General features: G+C 30.2%; 16 protein-coding genes and 2 tRNA genes. 11 read left to right on the top strand and 7 right to left on the bottom strand.

Annotated elements, in window-relative coordinates; genetic code table 11:
• Positions 1–22: 22 nt before the first annotated feature.
• From R3X25_RS06245 to cyoE, 4 genes are read right to left on the bottom strand one after another with little or no spacing between them, the layout of a single operon-like run.
• Entirely contained in the window at positions 23–370 is a 348-nt protein-coding gene (locus tag R3X25_RS06245) for a cytochrome C oxidase subunit IV family protein (RefSeq protein WP_317672936.1), read from the bottom strand.
• A 17-nt stretch (positions 371–387) separates the two neighbouring features.
• On the bottom strand, positions 388–1368 hold the full coding sequence (locus tag R3X25_RS06240; protein WP_317672934.1) for a cytochrome c oxidase subunit 3: 981 nt from the start codon (positions 1366–1368) through the stop codon (positions 388–390).
• Positions 1369–1424: 56 nt separating this feature from the next.
• Positions 1425–2006, bottom strand: coding sequence for a cytochrome c oxidase subunit 3 (locus R3X25_RS06235; protein ID WP_317672932.1), 582 nt, complete (start codon positions 2004–2006; stop codon positions 1425–1427).
• 1 nt (position 2007) lies between these two features.
• Entirely contained in the window at positions 2008–2913 is a 906-nt protein-coding gene (gene cyoE, locus R3X25_RS06230; RefSeq protein WP_317672930.1) for a heme o synthase, read from the bottom strand.
• A 178-nt stretch (positions 2914–3091) separates the two neighbouring features.
• Between cyoE and R3X25_RS06225 the strand changes: the two genes are divergently transcribed.
• From R3X25_RS06225 to R3X25_RS06185, 9 genes are all read left to right on the top strand, one after another.
• A tRNA-Gly gene (locus R3X25_RS06225) sits at positions 3092–3163 on the top strand.
• A 22-nt stretch (positions 3164–3185) separates the two neighbouring features.
• Positions 3186–3271, top strand: a tRNA-Leu gene (locus R3X25_RS06220).
• Positions 3272–3613: 342 nt separating this feature from the next.
• Positions 3614–4309, top strand: coding sequence for a sulfite exporter TauE/SafE family protein (locus R3X25_RS06215; protein WP_317672928.1), 696 nt, complete (start codon positions 3614–3616; stop codon positions 4307–4309).
• Positions 4310–4654: 345 nt separating this feature from the next.
• Entirely contained in the window at positions 4655–6100 is a 1446-nt protein-coding gene (locus tag R3X25_RS06210) for a reductive dehalogenase (protein ID WP_317672926.1), read from the top strand.
• Positions 6101–6118: 18 nt separating this feature from the next.
• Positions 6119–6427, top strand: a complete 309-nt coding sequence (locus R3X25_RS06205) for a hypothetical protein (protein ID WP_317672924.1) — start codon at positions 6119–6121, stop codon at positions 6425–6427.
• A 246-nt stretch (positions 6428–6673) separates the two neighbouring features.
• On the top strand, positions 6674–7846 hold the full coding sequence (locus R3X25_RS06200) for a 4Fe-4S binding protein (protein ID WP_317672922.1): 1173 nt from the start codon (positions 6674–6676) through the stop codon (positions 7844–7846).
• 152 nt (positions 7847–7998) lie between these two features.
• On the top strand, positions 7999–8904 hold the full coding sequence (locus R3X25_RS06195; protein WP_317672920.1) for a transporter: 906 nt from the start codon (positions 7999–8001) through the stop codon (positions 8902–8904).
• Positions 8905–9214: 310 nt separating this feature from the next.
• Positions 9215–10840 carry a sulfatase-like hydrolase/transferase gene (locus tag R3X25_RS06190; protein ID WP_317672918.1) on the top strand — a complete coding sequence of 542 codons (1626 nt, stop codon included), beginning with the start codon at positions 9215–9217 and terminating at the stop codon, positions 10838–10840.
• Between the two features lie 241 nt (positions 10841–11081).
• Positions 11082–11939, top strand: a complete 858-nt coding sequence (locus R3X25_RS06185; protein WP_317672916.1) for an HAD family hydrolase — start codon at positions 11082–11084, stop codon at positions 11937–11939.
• Positions 11940–12007: 68 nt separating this feature from the next.
• On the opposite strand, the gene meaB is transcribed toward R3X25_RS06185, so the two are convergent.
• Together meaB and R3X25_RS06175 are read right to left on the bottom strand one after the other, a co-directional pair.
• Entirely contained in the window at positions 12008–13012 is a 1005-nt protein-coding gene (gene meaB / locus R3X25_RS06180) for a methylmalonyl Co-A mutase-associated GTPase MeaB (RefSeq protein ID WP_317672914.1), read from the bottom strand.
• 87 nt (positions 13013–13099) lie between these two features.
• Positions 13100–13813: a Bax inhibitor-1/YccA family protein gene (locus R3X25_RS06175; RefSeq protein ID WP_317672912.1), complete on the bottom strand. Its 714-nt coding sequence runs from the start codon at positions 13811–13813 to the stop codon at positions 13100–13102.
• A 153-nt stretch (positions 13814–13966) separates the two neighbouring features.
• On the opposite strand from R3X25_RS06175, the gene R3X25_RS06170 reads away from it, so the two are divergent.
• Positions 13967–14566, top strand: coding sequence for a thioredoxin family protein (locus R3X25_RS06170; RefSeq protein ID WP_317672910.1), 600 nt, complete (start codon positions 13967–13969; stop codon positions 14564–14566).
• A 36-nt stretch (positions 14567–14602) separates the two neighbouring features.
• Entirely contained in the window at positions 14603–15094 is a 492-nt protein-coding gene (locus tag R3X25_RS06165) for an ABC transporter ATPase (protein WP_317672908.1), read from the top strand.
• Here R3X25_RS06165 and R3X25_RS06160 read toward each other — a convergent pair.
• The gene (locus tag R3X25_RS06160) at positions 15080–15598 is read right to left on the bottom strand and encodes a hypothetical protein (protein ID WP_317672906.1); all 519 of its coding nucleotides are present in this window, start codon (positions 15596–15598) and stop codon (positions 15080–15082) included. The two genes, R3X25_RS06165 and R3X25_RS06160, sit on opposite strands and share 15 nt — an antisense overlap.

Raw genomic sequence — 15598 nt, 5'->3', positions numbered from 1 at the left:
TTCATAAAAAATTTTAAAGTTTTTACCATTTAGTCAGCGGACCTAAAACATCGTTTATATAGCTACCTTCTATTAACATTAGCGTACCAAGGTATGCAATTAGAAAAACCGCCGTCCAAACTACTGCTCTTCGCAAGTTTTTTTTCTCGTCTGCCATGTGCATAAAAAACCAAGTAATATAATATGCTTTTACTAATGTTAAAACAAGAAATAAAATATTTAGAATACTTGTTCCTAAAAAATTTGTTAGGTGTAAAAAGTCTGGTTTCCAAATTCCTAAAGCTACTTCAACTATAGTAATAAACGATAGTATTCCAAAAACTTTCCAGATTAGAGCTGTATGTGATGTATGTTCTTGCGCGTGTGCCATTTTAATACTTTTTTAAATTAAACTAGGTAGAAGAATGTGAATACAAATACCCAAACTAAATCTACAAAGTGCCAATACAATCCAACTTTTTCCACCATTTCGTAATGTCCTCTGCGCTCATACGTACCAATAAGTACGTTAAAAAATATAATAATATTAATCACTACTCCTGAAAGTACGTGAAAACCATGAAAACCTGTTATAAAGAAAAAGAAATCGGCAAATAACGATTTCCCATATTCGTTTACTTTAAGGTTAGCGCCTTTAACTACAGCTTTAGCATTGCTTAAATAAGCCATTGCATCGGCTCTTGGAATAATTGTTTTTTGCTTTGTTGCTAAATCTATTTTTTCTGTTCTAATTGAAATCTCTGAATTTGCTTTAAAACCTTCTAGTACTTGTGTTAATGAAACAGGAGGTAAAGATGCTTCTTTCTTAAACCAAATACCTTTATCTTTTGTGTGCTGAATTCTTTCTGAATGGGATGACGCTGCAAAACTTTCTAAAGTTACCTGATGACCAGATGCATCTACAAATTGTATTATTTTTCCATCATTTAGCTGAACAGCTCCATAAGATCCATTGATGAAGTTTTTCCATTCCCAAGCTTGAGAACTCAAGAAAATTAAACCACCAATAATAGTAAGAAACATATAAAATGTAACTTTTTTCTTTTTCATTTGATGACCCGCATCAACTGCTAACACCATTGTTACTGATGAAAAAATTAAAATAAAGGTCATTAATGCCACATAATACATTGGTGCATGTACATCGTGTAAAAATGGAAAGTGCGTAAATACCTCATCGGCAATTGGCCAAGAATCAATAAATTTAAAACGCATTAGTCCGTAAGCTGCTAAAAATCCCGAGAACGTAAGTGCATCAGATAAAATGAAGAACCACATCATCATTTTTCCATAGCTTGCACCTAGTGGTTTATTTTTTCCACCGCCCCAAGGAGTACCATTAGCTTTAGTAGCAATAGTTGCTTCCATAAAGTTTAAATTTGATTTTTTTAGTTATAGTTACGCCAAATATATATAAATTTTTCTTATCTAATAAAATAGAAAAAGAAAAATAGGTAAATCCATAGGATATCAACAAAGTGCCAGAATATAGCTCCTAACTCTAGACCTAACATGTTTTTAGAAGAATATTGTTTATTGAAGTGATTAAAAATAACTACTAAAAGAACAATAATTCCAGCTGCAATATGTACTAAATGTGCTCCGGTTATTCCAAAAATAAATGATGATTTTACGGTGCTTTGTTCACCTGTAAAATACAATCCTGTTTCCATTAATTCTGAAAAACCAAGAAACTGATAATACATAAATCCTATACCTAACAGCAAAGTTGAAATAAGAAATACTGAAGTTAACATTCTATCATCTTTCTTTAAAAACCTTCTTGCTAAAATAAAAGTAATGCTACTTAAAACTATTAAAATTGTACTTGTATAAAATGCAGAGGGTAAATCAAACGAAACCCAATCGTAACGTTTTCTACTCACTACATATGCACTTGTTAAACCAGCAAACATCATAGTCATACTAATCATAGAAACCCATAACATTGGTTTTGCTGATTTTCTTTTTGCCTGTTTGTATTCGTTTTCTAAAGAATTATTCATTTTAATGTAAAAATTTATCTACAACGTAAATTACTTGAATTAATGTGATATACAAAACACTAGACAGCATTAATTGCCTTGCCTCTTTATTTGATTGATGTTTGTATAGTTTTACAGCATAATACAACATTACACTTCCTAATAAAACCAAAATTACCGCAGTAATAGGATATATATAGAAACTACCAGTGATTTTTAAAACTGGAATAATTGAAACTATGATTAAACAAACTGTATAAATTATAATTTGTATAACTGCTTTTTTATTTTTTTGTCCCATTGGCATTAAATTAAAACCTGCCTTTTTATACTCATCGTATTGTAACCACGCAATTGCCCAAAAATGCGGAAATTGCCAAAAGAACTGAATTAAAAATAACATCCCAGGTTCTATAGAGAAATCATTAGTAGCTGCAACCCAACCTAACATAAAAGGAATTGCTCCAGGAATTGCTCCAACAAATACAGCCAATGGTGTTACTGATTTTAAAGGCGTGTATATGCTTGTATATAAAAATATTGAAATTGCACCAAACAATGCACTTTTAGGGTTAATTGCATATAGAATAGCTAATCCCAATACCGTAAACGAAATTGCAATAACCAAAGCCATTGATACATGCATACGTTTTGCTGGTAATGGACGATTTTTTGTACGCGTCATTAACGCATCTGTATCCTTTTCAATTATTTGATTAAAAGCATTTGAAGCACCTACCATTAAGTAACCACCAATAGCTAACATAAATAATGTGCCATAATTTATTTCGGAAGTTCCTAATAAATAACCTGCTAACGAAGAAAATACAACACTTAAAGATAAACCAACTTTAGTTAGTTGTTTAAAATCTGAAAATACCCCAGAAAAAGTTACTTTATGTTGTACTGGATTAGATGAAACTTGCATTTATTCCGTTTATATTTCTGCAAATATATTTTTTTATTGGTTATTTACAACCTTTAGTTTGAAGAGTTTAAAAAATAATTGAAATAATTTTACAAAAATGCTTTGTTGTTAATAATAATATTTTAAATTTGCACTCGCATTTGGAAATAAACAAATGCACGATCTTTAAAATATGACTGCGAAAGTAGCTCAGGGGTAGAGCATCACCTTGCCAAGGTGAGGGTCGCGGGTTCAAATCCCGTCTTTCGCTCTACAATATACAAAATACCAATGCTCGAGTGGTGGAATTGGTAGACACGCTGGACTTAAAATCCAGTGGTCAGTAATGGCCGTATGGGTTCAAGTCCCATCTCGAGTACTAAAACTCTTGTTAATCGTTTGATTTTCAAGAGTTTTTTTGGTTTTAAAATATACCTTTTTATCAAATTCGAATAGAATTCAACTCAATTAACTTAACGTTGAATGCGAATAGTATACATTTTATACTATTTTTATTTTAAAAATGACCCAAACAAGAAAAAAGTTGGATAACTTACCAAAACGGCAAATAAAACTAAAAATAACAATATTCTTTTAAAATAAGTGTCTAAATCCATAATAATAAAGGTTTTAACTAATACTTTTGACACTATTAAATTAAAAAAGTCACAATATAAATTTTCACTTAAATAATTTATTACATTTACTTAAAACTAAAATTATGGAACTAACTTTTCCTTTATTCGCAGGAATTATAGCCGCAATTTTACACGTATTATCAGGACCAGATCATCTAGCTGCAGTTACACCGTTTGCTATTGAAAGTAAGAAAAAAGCATGGAAAGTAGGATTATTTTGGGGTATAGGCCATTTATTAGGAATGCTTTCAATTAGTGTTTTGTTTTTATTATTTAAAAATTTAATTCCTATTGAAGAAATATCAAAACACAGCGAACAGTTTGTTGGAATAGTATTAATTGGTTTAGGTTCTTGGATACTTTTTAAAATTTTTAAAGAAAATAAAAAACATAAACACGTTCATATTCATACAGAAGATAATCCTGTAATTCACAAACATCAATATAATTCCGAGCAACTAAATAACCACAAACATCCAAAACTAAAACAAGGAATTGTTGCCTCAACATCTGTTGGGTTTATTCACGGTTTGGCAGGAATTGCACACTTTTTATTATTTTTACCCGTAATAGGATTTGAATCTAAATTTGATTCACTAAAATATATATTAGGTTTTGCAATAGGAACATTAATTGCTATGATTTCTTTTGCCCTAATAATTGGACAAATTTCAGATTTTTCAAAAAAAGAGTATAATGAGATTTTTTTTAAGGGACTTCGTTTAGCAGGTGGATTATTTGCTTTGGCTATTGGTATCTATTGGACGTTGGCTAATTAGTTATGATGAATTAAAGATCAATTTGTTAAAATTAAAAAAACATCTAGAATTTAAAAACAGAGATATAGCTTCATTAGGAATTAGATCAAAATTGTTTACCCGAATTATTCTCAAAAAAACGAGCTTTTATTGTTTAAAAACTTGTTATCACATTTTTAAAATTTTATGAAAGGATTTAAAAAGTTCAGGAATGAAATAATTCCAAGTAGTTTTTAATATTTAGACTTATTTAATACCTCAACTAAAACATTTTGTTGAAAAGTACCATAAAATCCGTATTCTGTCTCTTACCTACTCCTTCTTTACTGTTTAATTTTGTTGTAAGTAATTAAAAAAGAGTTTATTATGGCAAATAAAAAAGATCATTCAACAGTAGGTCGAAGAGATTTTATGAAAAAGCTAGGTATGGGAGCAGGAGCTTTCGGATTGGGTGCAGCAGGTTTTGCAGGATTTGCAGCTGATGGGTTTAAAGATCTTGATGAAATGATGGAATCTCCTTTAGCAGAACGAAAATTACCATTCTGGGTTAAAGAAGTTGATGAACCTACAGTAAAAATTGATTGGGAGAATATGGAAATATTCCATGGTCCAGAAAATACATTGTTTAATCCTGCGTCTTGGGAAAATCCACAAGATTATATGGATATTTATAATAGAAATATTGCATCTACAAAGAAAAATGTTCAAGATAATGTTCCTGGTCTATCACTAAAAGATAGGGCTTTGGCAGATGCTAACTGCTGGGGTTGGGGTGGCCGTTCGGGTGCTGATTTAGCTCCACCTTGGTCAGGTGCAGATGTTAAGGCAAATCCAAAGTGGGAACACCCAACAATGTTTTACACACCAGAAGATTATGGTGTTGAAAAACATCAAGGCACTCCAGAAGAAAATTCTAAAATGTTACGATCAGCAGGAAGAATTATGGGAGCTTCTGACATGGGTTTTGTAAAATTAGACGAAAAAACAAAAAAATTATTGTGGGGTAAAATAACATTTGAAGACGTAGAAAAAGGGTATGCAGAACCAGAAAACAACAAATTTGTTTTACCAAATAAAGAGTTATGGGCAGTATGTTCTGTAATACCACAATCATTATGGATGCAGCAATATTCAGAACGTATGAGTTGGGCTTCAAGTAATACAATGAGTTATTCTAGAGCTAATATTTATGGAAATAGAATGAGTGTATTTTTAAGAGGTTTAGGATACCAAGCTTATGGAGGAGATACGGAGTCTATAGGGCGTTCAGTAGGTTTTGGAGTAATGGCAGGACTTGGAGAATATGGTAGAGCAGGTATTTTGGTAAGTCCAAAATATGGAACTGATATTAGAACTGTTTTAATAACTATTACAGACTTGCCTTTAGCAGTAACAAAACCAATAGACGCAGGAATTACTGAATTTTGTAAGACTTGTAAAAAATGTGGAGAAATGTGTCCATCTGGCGCAATTAGTATGGAAGAAGAGCCATTCTGGGGTGGTGGAGCAGCGTATCAAGCCAAAGGTATAAAAGGATGGTATATGGATGCCAAAAAATGTTATAGTTATATGTTGGGTGGTGAGCCAGATTGTAGTCGCTGCCAAACCGTTTGTCCGTTTACAAAATTTGACGAAGCTGTAGTTCACGATTTAATTAAATTATCAATTGGATCAGCACCTGCATTAAATTCAGCAATTAGAAAAATGGATGATGTATTTGGTTATGGTGAAGAACCAGATTTAAATGAAACACCTTGGGATTTAGATCCAATGGATATTCCTTTATATGGTTTAGATAAGTCACGTTCATAAATTTAAAAATAGAAAAAAATGGGATTAGTTAGTTGGATTTGGTTTTGGTATGTTTTAGTAGGATTTATAATGGGTGGCGGAGCTGTAATAATAAGGAACCTTTTAAGAAGCTCTCAATTAAAATTAGTTTGGTATGAGTGGATTTTAATGATTATAAGTTACGCTTTATTTTTATTTATGGCGCAAACATTTATAGCATCTTTTCAAGAATTTGAGCCTAAAGCAGCTTGGTTTTCAGTTATTTTTATTGGTATTCCTATTCTGTTAATAGCTGTGGTTTTATTTAGATCTTTAAAAAAACGATATACAAAAAAATTGAATAGTTAAATAAGTTAGTGATACACCTTACGAGGTATTTAATTTGAAGAGCTTATTGCAGTTTGTTCCTAAAGTTCATAATAATGTTTTAAATAAATGCTGTCTAAAAAGCCAGCGAGTTGTCAGTCTTTTAGAAGGGCATATTAGCAGTTTTTTAGACAGTTATTATGGGGTAACTATTTCCAAAAAATAGTAGAGGAATCTTAATAACCTTCATTTTTTAACGTATCAATTACCTAAATTTTTATTGAAGTAATGGTTAATAAAAAGAAAATAGAAACTAAACTAGCAATTATTTCTATAGCAATAATTATTATTGCTTGGATTATTGGTGCTCAATTTGAGGATGTAAACACACTTTCTAAAATTAAAACACTTATTCCAGAGATAGAAAAACTTAAAGAAGTTAGTGATGCCTCTTATAAAATTTATGATGCACAAGACAAGTCTTTAGGTTATATAACTTTAGAATCATCTATGGGTTATGGAGGTCCATTATTAATGTGTGTTGCCGTAAATCCCGAAGGAGAAATATTTAATTTAGTAGTAATTAATTCCAAAGAAACACCTTCGTATTTAGAAAAAGTGTTGGATGCCGATTTTTTGGATGAAATTATTGGAAAAAAATATAATGAAGAATATGCTATTGGAAATGGAGTAGATGCTATTTCTAGTGCAACTTATTCGTCTAGAGCAATACTAGAAGCTGCCAAAAAAGGAAACAGATTTGTAGCTTCAAAAGTATTAGGCTTTGAAGTTCCAAAAGAAATAACACCTTCCATAAAAATAAGTATGGCAGAAATTATTCTTGTACAGTTATTTGTTGTTGGATATTTTGCTCATAAAAACACTTTTAAGTACAAAAAAATAGCAAGATGGGGAACTATGATTACCGGATTGGTAGTTATAGGTTTTTATTACAATCAGCCATTTACACTTTCAATGTTTAACCAATTATTGTTAGGTTATTTTCCACCGTTGCATTCGCATTTATATTGGTACTTATTATTAGGAGGTATCTTTTTAGTATTCACTATAGAAAATAAAAACCCGTATTGTTCTTGGTTTTGTCCGTTTGGCGCAGCACAAGATTGTATAGGGCAAGTTACTGGAGCAAAACATAGAACAACAGGTAAATATAAGGATGTTTTAAAATGGACTTTAAGAATTTTAGTTTTATTGGCAATTGTTGTAGCATTATTATTAAGAAATCCAGGTGTTACAAGTTACGAAGTGTTTGGTACACTTTTTAAACTTACAGGAAGCAATCTTCAATTTGCTGTATTAGGTATTGTTATAGTAGCATCTATGTTTATAAAAAGACCTTGGTGTAACTATTTATGTCCTATTGGCCCAGTTACCGATAACTTCACAACTATAAGAAAATTAATACTTAACAAATGGAAAAGCAGAAAAGCAAGCGCTTAACAGAAATAATTGTGGTAGTAGTTGTAATTATTTGTTTGGTATTAATCATACTTCAATTACAAGAAAATATACAAAACGAGTTGTCAATTTTTAATTAAGGTACAACTCAACACTTAATAAAATAATTAACCAATTTAAATAGATAATTTATTATGAAATTAAAACTGTCAATTATAGGTTTGTTCTTATTTGTTTTAGGAACAACAAACGTTTTTAGTCAAGAAACTGGGCATTATACACCAGGTGTTCAAGGAATAAAAGTAGGTTCATTACCGCCTCCAGGATTTTTCTACATTATGCACAATGTTTATTATACTGCAGATACGTATTATGATGGAAATGGAGATAAATCAGGTCTTGATTTTGATTTAACGGTATTTGCAAACGTACACAGGTTTTTATACGTTTGGGAAGATGTATTGTGGGGAGCAAATTATGGAGTTCACGTATTAATACCTACAACGTATACTGATATTAGTATAAGCGATTACGGTGTAAGTGATAGTAAATATGGCATAGGAGATATTGTACTAGAGCCATTAATTTTGTCTTGGAACAAGAAAAAATTTGATGCAGTATTTGCCGTAGCAGCTATAGCTCCTATTGGAAGTTACGATGTTGCCGAGGCAGCTTCACCAGGAAAAAGCTTTTGGTCTACAATGGTATCTTTTGGTGGTACTTACTATTTTGATGAGCATAAATCTTGGCACGCTTCTATATTAAATAGATATGAAATTCACGGCGAAAAGAAGGATTTTGACATTACACCAGGAGATGATTTAACTTTTGAATGGGGTATTGGAAAAACCATTCCTAAAAAACAAATTTGGAGCTATGGAGTTTCAGGCTATGCGCATTGGCAAGTATCTGATGACAAAGGAAGCGATGTTACATACGATGGAACTGTAAAAGATAAAATATTTGCTGTAGGTCCAGAAATAACTTGTTATGTTCCAACTGCAAAATTAAATTTAGAATTTAGAGGTCAGTTTGAATTTGGAGCTGTTGATAGACCTCAAGGAACTAAATTTTGTTTGTCATTATTTAAAAATTTCTAGTGATTTTATTTATTAAAAATAGCGCCACAATAATATAAATAATATTGTTCTATTTCTAAAACACTCTATAGGTTTATTCTTATAGAGTGTTTTTTTTTACAATTTTATTTGTAATAATTTATGGTGAAAAAATACTAGTATTAACTTAAAAGTATAGTATTTGTATAAACCCTAAATTAGACATAAGTAGTATTCTTTTGAAAAATAATGACATAAAATAAAAGGAAGAGTTAATATTTTTGGATTATTAAATACTCATTTACAAATTTGAAATGAACCTCTTTTAATAATAAAAGTAAAACGTGAACATATGAAAATAAAATTATTATTTGTGGTAATTGTTCTAACTTCAATAATTACCAACGCCCAAAAAAAACCAAATGTTGTAATTTTCTTCGCTGACGATATTAGTGCTCGTGAAATTCCAATTTATAATTCATCCGTTTGGTCAAATCCTTGGAGAGAAAATACATCTGACAAAAAATATCGAGCCAAAACACCAAATTTAGATAAATTGGCTAATGAAGGCGTATGGATAACTACAGCTTGGGCAGCAACAGTCTGTAACCCAAGTAGAGCTATGATGTTAAGTGGTCGCTACGCATACCAAACCAAATGGTGGAATAATAAAGATAAAGGGTACGGACCAGATGAAAATGGAAAAATTGGAACTTGGCCTGTATATATGAGTTCACCTATTTTACTAGGTCACGCTGCACAAAAAATGGGATATGGAACATTTTGGGCTGGAAAAACTCAAATGGCAGGAAGCTATGAACGTCATGGTTTTGATGAAGGTTGTTTTACACCTGGAGGTTTACAAGATAACGACAATCCTTATGCAGACTTTAAACATGAATATAAAAAGATTAATGGGAAACGAACATTAATTAATGTGGATACAGGTAAACCAGCTGATACATATATGCAACATAGTTGGTATTGGTATCCGCACGTTAAGTTAATGAATCATCCATCCTCACCAAATAACAATTATGCTTGGTGGCCAAATACAAAAGAATCAAAAAAGAATTTTGGTTTAAACACTTATGGTCCTGATGTTGAATTAGAATTTGTTTTCGATTTTATGGAACGTCAACAAAAAAAGGGCAAACCATTCTTTATTTATCACACAACACATTTAGGCCATGATGGATTTAACTGGTTTAATCCTGACGATGAAAGTTCTTGGCCAGGAACACCAAAAGTAACTTGGGATGGTAAAAAATACACGCGCCAAGAACCAAAAATAACTGGAGATAAAGGCGTTTATAACACTCATAATAGTATTACAGAATCTGGAATTCACAATCACATTAACTATATAGATTATCAGGTTTGGTTATATCGTAAAAAGCTTAAAGAAATGGACGTAGAAGACAATACCATTTTTATTTTTGCTGCTGATAACGGTACCGGTGGTTATGGAAAAAATAAAGGAATTCAACAAAGAGGTTGCCATATTCCATTGATTATCTACGCTCCAGGAATGAAAAAACATGGAGAACAAGATATATTAGTAAGTATTGCTGATATTTTACCAACTATTGCAGATATGATTGGATTCGAATTTCCTGAAGATTACAAATTAGATGGTAAAAGTTTAAAACCTTATTTGTACGGAGATGAAACAGAACATAGAAAATGGCTTTATACATATCGAGGGCCAGAACAATTAGTTAGAGGTACTCAAGTTTTAAAAGATGGAGCAGATAAATGGTGGGATCTTACAACTTTTCCTAAAGATTTAACAAGCTATAAAAGTATAAAGTGGGGAGAAGCTTCAAACGAGTTTAAAAAAGAAAAGAAAGAGTTAATAAAAGTTTTACCTCAATATGATTTTTATTTTGATGAATATAATGCACCAGGAGTAACCAAAACACCAAAAAAGCGCCCAAGATACGCTCGTAAAAGTAAAGACAAGAAAGTATATTAATTAATTACTTAATATAACTGTATTTTTAAAAAATGCTCTGCAATTTTGTAGAGCATTTTTTTATAAGGTCATTTTGTGAGTTTCATTAAAATAATTTTAATACAATCTCATTCCAATCAAAAAAGGACTTTTCACACAATATATGTTCACCATAACTATATTGTAAAACATATCTATAAAACAACCTTATTTTAACTTCTAATACTATTAAGATTGTTATTTTTACAGCTCAAAATAAATTATGGATTTTTCAAAAGTAAAGCTTGTAGTAACAGATATGGATGGAACATTGTTAAACTCAAAAAGTGAAGTTAGCAATCAGTTTCTAGGACTTTACAACAAACTAAAAGAGCTTAAAATAAAATTTATTGCTGCAAGTGGAAGACAATATTTTAGCATTGTAGATAGATTTGATAAAAGTATTAGAGATGAAATTACCATTGTTGCAGAAAACGGAGCTTTTGTAATGCACGGAGACAAAGAATTGTTTAGTTCTAATTTACCTTCAGAATACATATTAAAAAGCATTCATATTCTACGAGAATTAAAAAATGTTTACATTGTTTTATGTGGGAAAAAATCTGCGTATATAGAAAGTAAGGATGAGAAATTTATTAATATGTTTAAAAATTATTATTCGGAGTATGAAATTGTAAATGACTTAACTAAAGTTAAAAATGATACTTTTTTTAAAATAGCAGCTTATAATTTTGAGTGTTCTGAAACAAATATTTATCCTGCTGTAAAACATTTTGAAAACAAATTACAAGTAATAGTTTCTGGTAAAAATTGGTTAGATATTTCTCATTTAAATGCCAACAAAGGTTATGCATTAACTATTATTCAGAAGCAATTAAATATTTCAAAAGCAGAAACCATGGTTTTTGGAGATTACAATAACGATTTAAAAATGTTGGAATTAGCAGACTTTAGTTATGCTATGGAAAATGCACACCCAAGAGTAAAAGAGGTTGCTAATTTTAAAACAAAAAGCAACAATAATAGTGGAGTTGAATTTATATTAAAACAATTAATAAATTCGAAAAAACAACCTGTTTTATTATTATTACGAAGGCAGAAACCTATTCGATGTTTCTAAAATAATTAGAATGCTACACTACAATTCAACCAAGTTATATTAGCTTACCAAACTAACATAGTTAAACATTAAAATGTTTTTTTAAATTCCTCCAATATGTTTTGTGCTGCCTTAACAGGTGAAATTTTAGATGCTACAATTTCTTTTTCCAAATATTTTAATTGACTAGAAATAGTTTCAGAACCATAAAATAAATTCTTTAATTCTTCATTAATATTGTTATACATCCATTGAATTTGTTGATGATTTCTATTTTTTATAAAATAACCATTCTCATCAACTAACTTTTTAAAGTTCCCTACTTCTTTCCATACTTTATCAATTCCAATTCCTTTTATTGCAGAAGCTGTACTTACCACTGGACTCCATCCAGAATCGGCTAAAGGAAATATATGTAGTGCATTTTGATATTGGCGTTTTGCCATTTTACTCATAGTAATATTATCGCCATCGGCTTTATTAATCACTACCATATCTGCCATTTCCATTATTCCTTTTTTAATACCTTGCAACTCATCACCAGCACCAGCGAGCATTAAAAGTAAAAAGAAATCCGTCATACCATGAACTGCTGTTTCAGATTGCCCTACACCTACAGTTTCAATTAAAACTACATCATAACCAGCAGCTTCACAAAGTAACATAGTTTCGCCAGTTTTATTGGCAACACCTCCTAAAGTATCTCCAGAAGCTGATGGACGTATATAGGCTTCTTCCATATTTGCCAACTCTTCCATTCTAGTTTTATCTCCTAAAATACTACCTTTTGAGCGCTGACTACTTGGATCAATTGATAATATAGCTACTCTATGACCTTTATCAACTAAATGTTTTCCAAAAACCTCAATAAAAGTACTTTTTCCAACTCCTGGCACACCCGTTATTCCTATTCTAATAGAGTTTCCAGAGTGTGGTAAAATAGCTTGTATAATTTCTTTCGCTAAAATTTTATCACTTTCTAAATTACTTTCAATAATAGTAATTGCACGAGACAATAAAACTCTATCACCTTTTAAAATTCCTTCAATATATTTAGATGGTTCTAACCTACCTTTTGGCTTGTAATTTTTCATTTATTTTATGGGTGTAATAACCAAATTAATATTGGCTGATACTTTCTTTTTTTCTTCATACAAAGATACGTATATGAAAAAAATTAACTATTTTCTACTTCCAAAAATTCTTAATAAAAATAAGAATAGGTTAATAAAATCAAGATATAAAGAAAGTGCTCCTAAGACGGCACTTTTCTCCATACTTTCTTCATTTTGAAAACCATTTACAGCTATTTTTTTCAGTTTTTGAGTGTCATAAGCAACTAAACCAACAAAAATAAGAACTCCTAAATAGGTAATTATCCAGTACATCATGGTGCTTTGCATAAACATATTTACAACTGAAGCTATAATAATTCCTATCAAAGCCATAAAAGCTATGTTTCCTAATTTTGTTAAATCTCTTTTTGTATAATAGCCGTACAAACTCATTGCTCCAAAAGTACCTGCAGTTATTACAAAAGTGGAAGTAATTGATGCAGATGTATAAGCCATAAATATAAACGACATTGTTAAGCCGTTTAAAATGGCGTAAATTATATATAAAGTTACAGCCATACTTGTGGTTAATTTATTAATTCTAGCCGATAAATAAACAACCAACCCTAATTCACCTAAAATAAGTCCGTAAAACAATATTTTGTTTCCAAAAATCAACTGCATAAATTGTTCTGAACCAGCAGTAAAATATGCTGCAACGCCCGTTATTAGTAGCGCAATTGCCATCCAGTTATAAACCTTTGTTAAGTAAACTGAAATACTGTGACTTAAATTGAGTTGTTTTTGTCCAAAATTTGAACCTTGTAGATTACTTTCCATAGTGAAATTCTAATTTTTTAATTCTAACAAAAATAAAAATATCCATCCATTTACAAGCGAGTTTTTGTCTTAAATAATTCAAAAAAAAGATAAAAAACTTATATTGTAAGTTTTAATTATAATTCACGTCCAAAAAAACCAAAATATTTAAAAATGAACAATACATTAATAAAAAATAGTTTAGAAAAAGGAATTTCTTACAATTCTTATAGAAAATTTATAAAAGATTTACTTGCTGAAGAAAAATCTACAGGTAATATTCAAAATGAAGAAATGCTAAATTACAGTACATTAAACGATAAACGAATGGATAGGTTGGATAAAAAAATTGTTCTTACTGAAGAAACTATACATTCACTAAACCAACTTAATAAAAAATATACTTTATTAATACTTGCTGAAGGTTGGTGTGGAGATGCTGCTCAAATTTTGCCAATACTAAATAAAATTGCTGAAGGCTCTATACAACTAGATTTAAAAATTGTACTACGTGATGAAAATGAAGAGTTAATGAATGAATATTTAACAAATGGAGGAAAAGCCATTCCAAAAGTATTAATTATTAACAAAGAAAATAAAGTAATTAATACTTGGGGACCAAGACCTTCAATTGCTACAAAAATGGTTAATGATTATAAAAAAGAACATGGTGCTTTAGATGCTGAATTCAAGAAAAATTTACAAATTTGGTATAACAAGGATAAAGGAATAAATACCCAACAAGATATTCTAACAATTTTAAAGGCTTCGTAATTGTAAATCAATACCTTTGCAACTTAATTATTTAAAATGATTGTAGATTTTAATAAAATCCCTAAATGGGGTAAACTTTGGGTGTTCCCTTCAAGCAGAAAATTTTATCCGCAAGAAGTAGCTGAACTAAAACAAAGTGTAGAAGATTTTTTAAACAATTGGACTAATGAAGGGCAATCTATTAATTGCGCTTACAAATTAGTATACGATCGGTTTATTATTATTGCTGCTGATGATTCAGAAATTAATTTATCGTTAAAAGCACACGATAAATTAACCGGTTTTATTTTAGAACTTGAAAGTAAGTATGAGATAATATTGTTAGATAAAATAAATGTATGCTACAAACAAGGTGAATTTGTACAATACAAAGACCTGAAAGAGTTTAAAAAAATGATTAAAAACAAAGGTGTTTCACCTAAAACTATTGTTTTTAATAACCTAATTACCTCTGTTGAAGAGTTTAAAAACGATTGGGAAATAAATATTATGAATAGCTGGCTAGGCAGAATGCTACAGAAAAAATAATCCTATACCAAAAGACAAACTATTTAATCGCCCATTATCAAAATCGGCGATTTTTTTTTGATGAAAATCTACATTTAATCCAATACCAAAATTATCATTCGAACTGATTTCGTAGCCCAAACCAACCTTGTAATAATTTCCACGTTCAAAGGCTTTTCCTATTTTTATAAGTTTACCAATACCTGCACCTATAAAAAATCGATCATCGTCTTGTTGAGCAATATTAAACTTTCCATCAATAAAATATGGGATTGCCAATAAATCTAACTCTGGATGCCAATCAAAACCAACATTAACTCCTGTAGAAAAATGTTTATTTAGCTTTATATCAAATCCATTTCTAAACATAAATGCATTTGGAACTAATAGATTTTCATCTTCATATTCTCCAAAATCTTCATTCAACATTAAAGTTGCATTCAACGAAAAATTATAATTTATTTGTTTTTGAGAAATAGCTTCTATTGAGATTAATAGAATTACAATCAGTAGTATTTTTTTCAT

The sequence above is a fragment of the Lutibacter sp. TH_r2 genome (genome assembly GCF_033101135.1).
Lineage (GTDB): Bacteria > Bacteroidota > Bacteroidia > Flavobacteriales > Flavobacteriaceae > Lutibacter.
This window is presented reverse-complemented; position numbering and strand designations above follow the sequence as displayed.